This window comes from Streptomyces piniterrae, from assembly GCF_005048155.1.
Classification (GTDB): Bacteria; Actinomycetota; Actinomycetes; order Streptomycetales; family Streptomycetaceae; genus Streptomyces; species Streptomyces piniterrae.
In genome coordinates this window covers 20,905-31,449 of record NZ_SUMB01000022.1, presented here as the reverse complement: position 1 = coordinate 31,449, position 10,545 = coordinate 20,905, and the positions used below count along the sequence as shown (strand labels likewise).

Genomic DNA, 10,545 nt, shown 5'->3' with positions numbered 1-10,545 from the left:
GTCCTTCCAGCCGAGCCGTCTGGAGGCGTTGCCCTGCGGGTCGAGGTCAATGACCAGCACCCGATACCCGAGCTTGGCCAGGGCTTCGGCCAGACGGATGGTCAGGGTCGTTTTCTTGGCCCCGCCCTTGTTGTTGCCGATCGCTACGCGTCGCGCCATCGGTCCTCCCTTCCTGTGTAGGTACAGGCGAAGACTGGCGACTGGCGGGGGTAAGTGCAAGCTGAACCGCAGGCATTCCCGAACGGGATTTCGCCAGCGAAAAAGCCAGCGAAAGCGCGCGATAATGGCAGTCTATCTAGCTAGATAGGCCGCAAAACCCCAGGTGAGAAGCCACCAAATCACCGAAAGGTCAGCGGATAGCGCGTTCGACAGCGGCACGGAAGATGTCGCCGGTCGTGATGACCTGGGCCTGGAGCTTGGCCCTTTCCAGAATCGAGTCGGCGTCGGGGCGAGAGGCGAAGGCGGCACAAAAGACGTCCAACACGGTGACGGCGCCGCGTCGTTGAGCTTCGCGCATGATGACCTCGGGCCCGTCGCCCCATCGGGTCTGCCACTCCCACAGAGCCTTCACCGCGGGCTCGGACATCCAGTAGCAGGAACGCACGAGTTGCTCGCCGAGCATGGCGGGCAGCCGGACCGGCATCCGCGCGGTGAGGGTGGTCTTCTCGTCGCCGAACCGGTGATAGTGACGCGGACCCGCGCCAACGCGGCGCCCGGGGGCGCTGACGTCCCCCGCGGGCACGGGCTCGTACGGGCCGGCCATCTTCCGCCGCTTGAGTTCGGCGCGTACCTCACGGGCGACGACCAGGTCCCGGGTGCCGGCCAGCGTCCCCTTCTTGCGCAGCAGAGCGAACTCGGCGCGGACACGGCCGCGGGCCTCGCTCAGTGCCTTCCCGCGCAGGAACTGGATCCCCTCGTTGTCCCGGGCCTTGTCCAGCCACTCCAGCTCGGCGGTCCGCCCCACCTTGACCACCTGGTTCAGGGCGTCCAGGTGGTCGGGCTCCAGCGCGACAACGAAAGGCGTGAGCGACATGGCGCGCAGTCTAGCTAGATATCGAGCCGCGACCTGCTCCGTACGTGTGTGCGCAGAACGGTGTAGGCAGTTCCTCAGAGCTTGCATTTGCGCTAGCCTTTTCGCTTGCGGAAATGCGTTCAATCAAGCTAGATATTCCGCCCCTAAAGGCGCAGGTCAACCCGTGTTTTTGGGTTGTTGCGGCAGCCCATCACCCGCTCTATCTTCGAGCCAAGCAAGCCGCTCCAAGGAGGTCGCAGTGCCGTCTTATGTCCCCGCGCTCCCCGATGTCATCCGCTACACCTGGTGGGGCGATGTCCCCGAGGGCCTGTTCACCAAGACCGACCTCGACCGCCAGGGCTTCAAGCCCGGCTCCGACCCGGTGGGCCAGGTGCTCTACCACGGCAACAGCTATGCGCCCTTGTACGAGGCGGCCAAGGCGGTGCCGAAGCGCACATGCTCCCCCGCGCAGCGCGCCGTTCTGGACCGCGCCCGCGAGCTGCAGTACCAATGCCGGCGGTGCGGCGTCCGCCGGCACTATCCGCTGGGCCGCGGCCGCTGGTGCGAGCCCTGCTCCTACACGGCCGCGCTGTACGCCGACCACGCCAAGGCCCGGCAGTTCGCCCGCGAACTCGTCGACGACCTCGACGCCGTGCTCCTGGTGGTCGGGGCCGGCCCCGGTGAGTGCGCCTCGCCGGAGACCATCGCCGTCATCCGCGTCCACGACCAGGAGTTGCTGCACGCGGGCGAGGCCGGGACGTACGGCACCGCAGAGCGGCAGGCCGCGCTCGACCGGCTCGACAAGATCCTGGAGGGGTGCCGTGTCGTCCACGAGACCGACCGGGGCCCGGTCAGCCGCTACCCGTCCATCCTCGTCACGCCGCCCGGACAGCCGGTCAGTAGCGAGCGCGACAGCCTCCATACCTGGCTGCGCCCGCACCGCGAGAACGTCGGCAAGGCGGACTGCGTCACGCGCCTGTGGCGGCAGTGGTTCGCCTGGACCCGCGACGAGTGCTCCTCCATGGCGAGTGAGCCCTGGGACTGGGACTGCGGAACGACGCTCGCCTGGGAGCAGACCACGCAGGCCGCCGCCGACGGACAGATGATGGCCGCGCTTCTGCAGCGCATCGCGGACGGCACCGAGCCGGTCTGGGAGCGGGCGGCCTGGACGGTCGACGGGCACGGTATCCCGGCGGTCTGACAGGTCTTGTAACTCCGTTCAGTCCGGGACGAAGCAGGGCCCGCGCCGGTGATGGGCGCGGGCCTTGGTGCTACCCGGCGCCGGTCTCCTGCGGCATCCTGTGAGGCCGTTCCGCGATCTTCGGTGTTAGTGGCGGTCGGCGGGCCGGTAGCGGCGGGCGGCCGTGTCTGCGCTGACGCCCAGCGCCTCGCCGATCTCCGTCCAGCCTCGGCCCGCTGCGCGGTCGGCTGCCACGGCGGCGGCCAGCGCCTGGTGGACGGTCTCGACCAGTTCCAGGGTCGCGCGGGTGTAGGGGGCTTCCGGGCCGGGGCGGCCGAACCATCGATCCGACCATGCTGGCTGCTCGTAGCGGGGCCGGTCGGCCTCGTCGTCGAGAACGGCCGCAAGGCGCCGGGCTTCGCGCGCTACCTCGTATGCCGCCGTCCTCAGCCGGTGCCGTTCCTCCGCCGCGCTCGACGTCCGCTCTTCCCTCTGTTTCAGGAGGTGGTCGTAGCCGCGGCTCCGCCGCCGGTGCCGAGAGCGGCAGCGCTCCGAGCAGTAGAGCCTCGGCCGTCCGCCGTGAAGGCTCGCCTCGGGCAGGAGCTTGTAGCAGTCGGGTCCGTTGCACCGGTGCCGCGTCATCGCCGTCTCGACCTTCCGCCCGGCAGCGGCCGTGTACCGCACCCTCGCGGACCGGCCCGACCGGTATCTACCAGGTTCCCGGCCGCCCTGGCCCGCAGGCAAGCCGTGCCGCGACCGGATTTTGCGAGCGCGGTGACCGAGGTAGTCCACGGGGCCGGCGGCGCCGCGGAGTAGGGTCGGCGGCGACCAGGGGAGGGGAGAGTGGCGGACATCAACGGGCTGAGCGCGGAGGACGTCGCGAAGACCATCATCAACGTCATGGGCTGGCAGGAGACTGCCCGCACGAGATGGTTCACCATGGACCAGGAGCGCATCGAGCACCACGGCGACAGTCGGTGGATCGGCGTCACCAGCAGCCTGCACCACACGTGGGTGACCCTCCACGCAGGTCGGATCCGCGATGGGGAGTTCACCGCACCCGAGGCGGAATCGGACCGGCTCGATGGCACTGACCAGGCCGTCTTGGCACTCGCGGCGCGAAGGCTGTGGGAGCGCCTGGACGGCCTGGAGCAGGAGAAGAGCCTCTGAGACCTGGGCGGGTCAGTCCGCGACCAGCATCGAGCCCAGGAAACGGGCGAGGCGGTTCACCGTGACGTCGACCCCGTCCGTCATGCGCCACAGGTCGTCGGAGACGTTGCTCAGCTCCCACGCCTCCCACCGGCCCTCCGGGACGTCGACGGCCCACTGAGCTTCGAGTCGATCGACGTCGTCGCGCAGCTGGTCACACAGGTCCGCCGTCGCGCCGAGCAGCATCGGCAGCGGCCCCTGCGTCGGCAGGGGGGCGGCGGCTGCGCGCAGCGTCCCGGCGAGCGCGACCAGGCGGCACGCCCGTTGCAGCCACGATGGCCGGGCGAACGGGTCACCGCCGTCGCGGACTGGAAGAGCCGGGTAGTCGTACGAGGCCGCCACGGTCAGGCCAGTCGAGAGGGCCGCCGCCCGCTCCGCATCGCTGACGGTCCACTCGCCTTCCTGCCACAGGACCTTCGCCTGGGTCAGGCAGCGCACCACCAGCTCCTTCTGCGCGGTCCAGCCCTCGGTTCCCATGCCGCACACCGTACGGCCGGACGAATCGGCTACGAGTTGCCCGGCGTCGGGCCGGTTGAGCTTCGTCGTCGGGGCCGGTCAGCGCATCACGGTGATCGGCGGGAGGGTCTCCGGCAGTGATACGCCACTGACGCTGGCCAGGGTGTCCATGACGGGCAGCAGCGTTGCAAGCCGCCCGGCCGGGTCGTCTGTCCAGGTGTCGATGACGTGGCGGACGCCGTCGGCGAGCTGGGGATGCTCGCGGGCGAGTGCCGGCCCGTGTTCGGTGAGCTGATGGCGTGCGTGGTCGAGGTCGCCCATCCCGCCCTCCGTGGTCGGGATCTCCCCGTGGACCTGCGCGGCCGCCAGCCAGTGAAGCGCTACGTACAGGTGCCAGGCCGCAGTCTGCGTATCGGTCATCTGCCCCATACTTCCAGCTCTTCGTGCTGCCCGACGGGCAAGTCCCCATGTCCATCAACCGATCGTCTGGCTACAGGCGGAGGGTGCGGCTCTTGGGCACTTTCGCTGTCCCGCTCGTACTGCCGTCCCGCCCGCGGTGGTAGTAGGCGGCGACACCTCTGGTTTGGGTGCGGCAGACCTCGCCGACCGGCGCTTCGCACGTACGACAAGGCTGTGCCTCGAAGCGTTCGGCTTCCCCTTCCCGGCGGGCCTCCAGCTCCGCCGGCGCCGAGTGGTACGAGCGTCCCGCTGTGCGTCCATGCACACCCATCGCTCTCCGGAGCGGTCCCAGGGAGTCAACGGCGTACACGGTCGCGATGTGCTGCTGCGTCCAGACAGCGAGGAGCATGCCGCCGTGCAGCTCGGCGAGCATCGCCTGCTTTCCCTCGAACTCACGGGCCTGGTTGACCGTCCCATCGACGGACACGTGGATGAACGTCACGGCGTCCTCGGCGTACGGCAGGGTCGGCTGGCCGGAGGCGGCCGGGAGTGCACTGGTGTCGAAGAGCATCGGGTGAACGTACTGCCAGGCTCCGTCACAGGGGGCTTCCGCCTGTCACCCGTAGGCAGTAATTTGCCTCTGACCTGGCCTGTTACATCTATACCTATTTTTGTGTACGTTCGTGCCATGACCACCCCTAACAAGCGTGAGCGGCTACGCCTGATCGTTGTCCGCCGGGTCTCCACCGCCGGCCAGGTCGTCGACGGCTACGGACTCGACGCCCAGGAGCGCGACTGCCGGAAGTGGAACACCGCCGCCGGACACCGGATTGTTCACGTTGTCACTGACGGGGATGAACGCGCCGGAACCACCGGCCGCTCCACCATCGACGAGCGCGTCGGCCTCATGGAGGCCATCGAGTGGATCCGTGAGGACCGCGCGGACGGTCTCCTGGCCCCCAACCTCGACCGGCTCGCCCGCGAACTGACCGTCCAGGAAGCCGTGCTCGCGTACGTATGGGCCCTGGGAGGGCGGATGTTCACCGCCGACCACGGTGAGCACCTGGAGGACGACGAGGACGACCCGATGAGGACGGCGATGCGGCAGATGCGCGGCGTCTTCCACCAACTCGACCGCGGCCTCATCCGCAAGCGGCTCAAGGACGGCCGTAACGCCAAGGCCGCACAGGGCGGCTATGCGTACGGCGCCCCGCCGTACGGCAAGCAGGCAGTCGACGGGGAGCTGGTCGATCTGGACGACGAGAAGGACATCGAGGACCTGATCCGCCAGTGGCACGACGAGGAAGGACTTGGGCCCCGGCCGATCTGCCGACGGCTCAACGACGCCGAGGTCCCAGCGAAGCGCGGCGGGAAGTGGCATCCCACCACCGTCGCTCGGATCCTCAGCCCCGAAGCCCGCGCCGTCGCCAATGGCCGGTCTGCTCGGGACCGCGCCCGGCGGAAGGACGAAGCCCGCCGCACCCGCGCTGAGAAGCTCATCCAAGTCCATGTCCGGTAGCTGGCGGGGGTGGGCGGCGCTTAGTAATGGCACTAATGGCACCCCTCTACGCGCGCCCGCGCGTATGAGGGGTCTCAAAACTCTCGATATTCGGCACCGAGGTTCACGGCTTCATCCGGCGTCCTCTCGACTGATGCGGAGAGGGCTGCGCCGCGGCCGGCGCATGGCGCCGTTTCTGCTTGGCCTGCTTCGCCTGCCGCTCCTTGTAGAGGTCGCGCCGCCCCTCGGTCTCCCTGCTGTGCAGCTTCGGGAACGTCTCGGCGATCAGCTTGCGCTTCGCCCGTTCCGCCCCGGCATCGGCCGCGTCGGTGCGGTGCGACTGAGCCGCCCGCCTTTGGGTGGCCGCTTCTTTCTCCAGGTACGCAACCCGCTGTTGGTCGCTGACGTCGATGGCGTGGCCCTTGCGGGACGCGGTGGCGCGCATCTTGTCGAGGGCCTCGGCGACCGCGTTGACGTCGCTGGGCGCTGGCTTGTTGGCCCCGAGGGAGTCGGCGAACCGGCTCTCGCGGAGCAGGTCCCACGCCTCCGTGAGAGTGCCGTGGGCGGCGGTATTCGCCCGGCTCCGCTCAGTCCAGGCCGCCTCGCGCTCGGCAACGTAGCGCTGGGTCAACTCGCGGTGCTCCTTGCGGGAGGTGCCCGCGAGCCGCAGGGCCAGCCAGCTCTTGTCGTCCGCCTTCGCCAGCTCGCCGAGCCAATCGCTGCGCGCCTCGGCGGTGCTCTTCTGCGCGGCTGCGGTGTCGAGTTCGCGGTGGACGGTGGTGAGGAGTTCCGTTGCCTGGTCCAGGAGCAGCCCGGCGTCTGCGGCGTACGCCTGGCCCTGGGTCTGCCCGGCGGCGGCTTCGTGCTCCAGGCGTTCGGCGAGGGTGCGGCGCTCCTCCTCGGTGCGCTCGGCAAGTTCGTCGGCGGACCGGGCGCGCCGCAGACTCTCGGTGATTTCGGTGCCCAGCTCCGGGTCGGTGAGGTTGCCGAAGGGGCGTGAGGTCCACGGCTCGACCTCCCGCTCCTCCTTCATCAGGCGCAGCTTTTTGCGGTGCTCGTCGGTCAGGCGCGGCTCCTCCTGGTGCGCCTCGTCCTGGGCCTGCTTCCTCTGGGACGGGCGCCGGATGGTGGTCGACTTCGCGTTCGCGGCGCGTGCCATACGAGTCTGTTGGAGCCTGCGCTCTGCCTCGGCACGGGCCTCCTCGGCGGCGAGGTCGCGCTGCTGTGGCAGCTGCGCGGGGGCCGGCGGTTCGTGCAGGAGGTCGGAGACCATGCCGTCCGGGCGGGACTGCCCCAGGAAGCGGGCGAAGGCGTCGATGGCGCGCTCCAGGCGCTCCTTCTCGCTGCGCGCCTCACCGAGCCGGATGCGGGTCTGCTCGTCCTCGAGGACCGCCAGGGGCAACCAGATGTGGTTCTGCTTCCGGGCCCGGGTGATGCCGGGATACGTGGCGAAGGCGTTCGCGCCGTGCCCGTACATCAGCGACGTGTTGCAGGTGAGTCCCTGGCTCGCGGCGACGGTCATGGCGTAGCCGAGGGACAGTGCGCCGGAGGCGATCTTCTCCGGTTTCACCCAGCCTGACTCGTACCGGACGCCGTCTTTGGCCTTCGCGTCCTTCACGCGCCAGGTGATCTCGACGCGGTGGTTCTCGTCCATCGCCGTGATGACGGCCCGGTAGCCGTTGAGCATGTCCGGGCCCTCGCCGCGGCGGGAGCGGTAGTCGTTCTCGCGGACGCGGACGACGTCGCCCACGGCGAGGGTGAGGGTGTCTCCGCCGGGCAGCGCGTAGGTGTGCTCGTCGCCGAGTTCGCCGCGCACACGGCGGATCTGCTGCGCGCCGAGGTTGAGTGCGTCGACGTCGCTGTTCTTGGCGGCGAGCACCACCATGTTGGCGATGAGGTCGTGCGGGTCGGCCCACTGCTGCTGTCGCAGTTCGTCCCACGCCGTGAGGATCTGGGAGCGGGCCTCGTCGGCGGTCTCGGCGGCGTGGACGCGTCCGCCGGCGGCGAGCATCTGCAGGGCGAGTTCGTGGTCGCCGGTGCGCCAGACGTTCAGTGCGGCGCGTTCGGCGGCGTCCTCCTGGCGGCGGTTCTCGGTGAGCGTGAGGCCGTGGACGATGCGGTGAACCTCGCGGAACCAGCCGCCGGGGCCGATCGCCTGCAGTTGCAGGTGGTCGCCGATGCCCACCACCTTCGTGCCGGTGCGCGCGGCCTCGGCCATCAGCACGGCGGCGGCGCGGTCGTCGACCATCGTCGCCTCGTCGACGACCAGGACGTCGATGCCGCGCAGCCCGTTGCCCTTCTCGGTGTCGCCGAGCCAGGCCGCCACGGTCTTGGCGGGGATGCCGGAGGCGTCCTGCAGCTGCTTCGCGGCAACCGCGGTGAGCGTGGCTCCCGCGTAGGTGGTGCTGGTCGCGTCCCAGCCGATCCGGCACGCCTCCATCAGCGTCGACTTGCCCGCGCCGGCCACACCGACGAGAGCGTCGATGCCGTGCCCGGCGGTCAGAACGCGGATCACCGCCGCGCGCTGCTCCTCGGACAGCTCGAACCCGGCGGCGATCTCGAAGACGCCGAGCGCGGCCTGCGCCTGGTCGTATGTGAGCTGCACCGTGCCGCTGTTGAACCGGTCCAGGGCCTCGCGGCGGACGAGGGCCTCGGCTTCGAGGATGTCCTCGGTGGTGTAGCGGGCGATGGACGACATGACGGTGGAGCCCACGGTGGGCACGCGCACCGCGTAGCCCTCGACGGCCAGGACCTCGTCGCAGAGCCGTTCCAGGCTGTCCGGGTCGGCGTCGATGCCGAACTCCAGGGCGTTCGCCACGGCCGCCAGGAGCTGCGCGCGGCTGAACGTTTTCTCGCTGGCGGTCAGCCCGTCCTTTGGGTCGAACACGACCGCCGCGAGGTCGCTCGGCGGCGGGATACGCGGGCCGCCTCCGGGTCCGCCCAGGCCCGCGCCGCCGTCCGGGCCGGGCGGTCCGGGAGCGGCGGCGGCGACCATCGCGTCGACGTCGCCGACGATCTGCTCGGCGCGCTGACGCCAGCTGTCGCGCATCGTGGTGGCGTCGACGTCGAGCTTGTCCCGCTTGGTCGCCAGCCCCACGGCCGCCTTCTCCTGGCGGCTCGCGTCGGCGCCGGCCTTCTCCTCGACGAGCGCGGACCGGCGGGAGAACGCGTCGCGCAGCTGCTCGGGGATGCCAACGATCTCCCATGCTCCGGTGCGCTCGTTCTGCTCGCGGCGCACCCCGAAGCGCTCGTACGTCAGGGCTCGCACCCTCGCCTTGAAGTACGCGTCGGCCGCTGACGCGTGGCGGTGCAGGTCCATGCCGGAGTTCGCGATGGAGCGCCACTCGCCGTCCTCGCACAGCGCGACGTTGGCGATCGTGACGTGCAGGTGCAGGTGCGGGTCACCGGGCTCTCCGGCCCGGATCGGGCGGGCGCTTTGGTGCTCGACCGACCACGCCATCAGTCCGCCGGTGGCGAGCCGGACGGGCTCTCCGTCCTCGCTCCCGACGCCGTAGGCGACCCACCGCTCCAGCTGGTGGAAGGTGTCGCGCTTGGCCTCGTGGACCAGCTCGCGCAGCTCCTCCTCGCTCAGCCCGCGCATGAGGGCGTCCAGCGTGCTGTCGGACTTCGGGAGGTCGAGCACCAGGTCCCAGCCGCGGACCCGTTCATCGACGCGGAGGTCCTTGTACTCCCATGCGGTGGCGAGTTCGTCCTCGCCGTAGATGTCGTCGAGCGTGAGGCCGGCGGCGCGGGCCAGCTTGAACAGCGTGGTGACCTGCATCCGGTGGCGCTCGCCGAGCCGGTGCACGTTGCGCTGCTGCGCCTCGAAGACCTTCCTCTGCTTCGGCTTGCCCTCGAACAGTTCGGCGGGCGCGACATCCTTCTCGGCGGCGGCCTTTTCGATCGCCTCGACGAGCCGGGCGGTGGTCAGTTGTGCCTTCTCGTGGGCCCGTATGGAGGTGCGGGACTTGATGAGCCGGGCGCCGGTCCGGGGGTGGCAGGCGCTCATGATCCGGCGGGCGGCGGCCTTGCCCTCATCGTCGAGGACGGCCCCCTCGACGAGGCCAACGGCCTCCAGACCGGAGCCCATCCACACCAGGGCGGCCCCGCCCTCCGATCGCAGTCGGTAAACGACGGCCTGGTCCTCGCCGCCGTCGAGGACGACGGTCTCCGTGGCGTCCGCCTCGACGACGGTGCATCCCGCCTGCTGCTTGAGCCGGTACTCGACCTGCTCGTCCGCCACGATTTTCGTCAGCCAGGCCATCGGCTGCCCTCCCCGTTCAGCGCGCGCCGCGCCTTGTGCGTTTGTCTCTTTAGTCCGGCTTGCCGGGGTTCCCCGACAGGGGAACCCCCTTCGTACTCACCCTGTTTTTGATCATCACCCAGGAACCACAGGACACTACCGACTCACCCTCAACAGACCACCAGGCTACCGACCTACATCCACATGCCACTGACCTCATACAACCCAGTGACAACAGGATGACGTCCCCTGGCTACGCGGTATCCGGTGAGCCAGCGACCAGATATCCGGTCGCCGTATCCGACCCGGCCGACCGATCACCAACAGTGATCACTTCGCGGGCGGACTGGACTAATACGCCAGCACTTCCGCCAGCGTGAAAGAGCGCAGGAATGCTTTCCGCGACATGCTGCTGAGCCACGACGAAACGGGCACCGACGCGGAGCGACCACGGCCGGCACCACAGCGCGGCAGCAGGAAGCTCCCCCTCAGCCACAGACGGGCGGCGCGGTCTCCTCACGCGGCTGCAGACGTGACGGCGGGAGTAC

The 10,545-nt window shown here is 69.8% G+C and carries 10 protein-coding genes; 3 read left to right on the top strand and 7 right to left on the bottom strand.

Annotated features, from left to right (window positions below; genetic code table 11):
- Together FCH28_RS37705 and FCH28_RS37700 are read right to left on the bottom strand one after the other, a co-directional pair.
- Positions 1–159, bottom strand: a 159-nt coding sequence (locus FCH28_RS37705) for a ParA family protein (protein ID WP_169314356.1), incomplete at its 3' end; no start/stop codon positions are given.
- Between the two features lie 190 nt (positions 160–349).
- The gene (locus FCH28_RS37700; protein ID WP_136744956.1) at positions 350–1,033 is read right to left on the bottom strand and encodes a hypothetical protein; all 684 of its coding nucleotides are present in this window, start codon (positions 1,031–1,033) and stop codon (positions 350–352) included.
- A 238-nt stretch (positions 1,034–1,271) separates the two neighbouring features.
- Here FCH28_RS37700 and FCH28_RS37695 point away from each other — a divergent pair, with 238 nt between their 5' ends.
- Entirely contained in the window at positions 1,272–2,213 is a 942-nt protein-coding gene (locus FCH28_RS37695) for a hypothetical protein (RefSeq protein WP_136744955.1), read from the top strand.
- Between the two features lie 126 nt (positions 2,214–2,339).
- Here FCH28_RS37695 and FCH28_RS37690 read toward each other — a convergent pair whose 3' ends face one another.
- Positions 2,340–2,834 carry a hypothetical protein gene (locus FCH28_RS37690; RefSeq protein ID WP_136744954.1) on the bottom strand — a complete coding sequence of 165 codons (495 nt, stop codon included), beginning with the start codon at positions 2,832–2,834 and terminating at the stop codon, positions 2,340–2,342.
- 201 nt (positions 2,835–3,035) lie between these two features.
- On the opposite strand from FCH28_RS37690, the gene FCH28_RS37685 reads away from it, so the two are divergent.
- Entirely contained in the window at positions 3,036–3,362 is a 327-nt protein-coding gene (locus FCH28_RS37685) for a hypothetical protein (protein ID WP_136744953.1), read from the top strand.
- Positions 3,363–3,374: 12 nt separating this feature from the next.
- Here the strand turns inward: FCH28_RS37685 and FCH28_RS37680 are convergent, their stop codons facing one another.
- From FCH28_RS37680 to FCH28_RS37670, 3 genes are all read right to left on the bottom strand, one after another.
- Positions 3,375–3,878 (bottom strand): hypothetical protein, encoded by a 504-nt coding sequence (locus FCH28_RS37680; protein ID WP_136744952.1) that lies wholly within the window; start codon positions 3,876–3,878, stop codon positions 3,375–3,377.
- A 78-nt stretch (positions 3,879–3,956) separates the two neighbouring features.
- Entirely contained in the window at positions 3,957–4,277 is a 321-nt protein-coding gene (locus FCH28_RS37675) for a hypothetical protein (protein WP_136744951.1), read from the bottom strand.
- 70 nt (positions 4,278–4,347) lie between these two features.
- Complete coding sequence (locus FCH28_RS37670) at positions 4,348–4,827, bottom strand: hypothetical protein (protein ID WP_136744950.1); 480 nt, start codon at positions 4,825–4,827, stop codon at positions 4,348–4,350.
- A gap of 117 nt (positions 4,828–4,944) precedes the next feature.
- On the opposite strand from FCH28_RS37670, the gene FCH28_RS37665 reads away from it, so the two are divergent.
- Entirely contained in the window at positions 4,945–5,775 is an 831-nt protein-coding gene (locus FCH28_RS37665) for a recombinase family protein (protein ID WP_136744949.1), read from the top strand.
- 103 nt (positions 5,776–5,878) lie between these two features.
- Here FCH28_RS37665 and mobF read toward each other — a convergent pair whose 3' ends face one another.
- Positions 5,879–10,018, bottom strand: a complete 4,140-nt coding sequence (mobF, locus tag FCH28_RS37660; protein WP_136744948.1) for a MobF family relaxase — start codon at positions 10,016–10,018, stop codon at positions 5,879–5,881.
- Positions 10,019–10,545 lie beyond the last annotated feature (527 nt).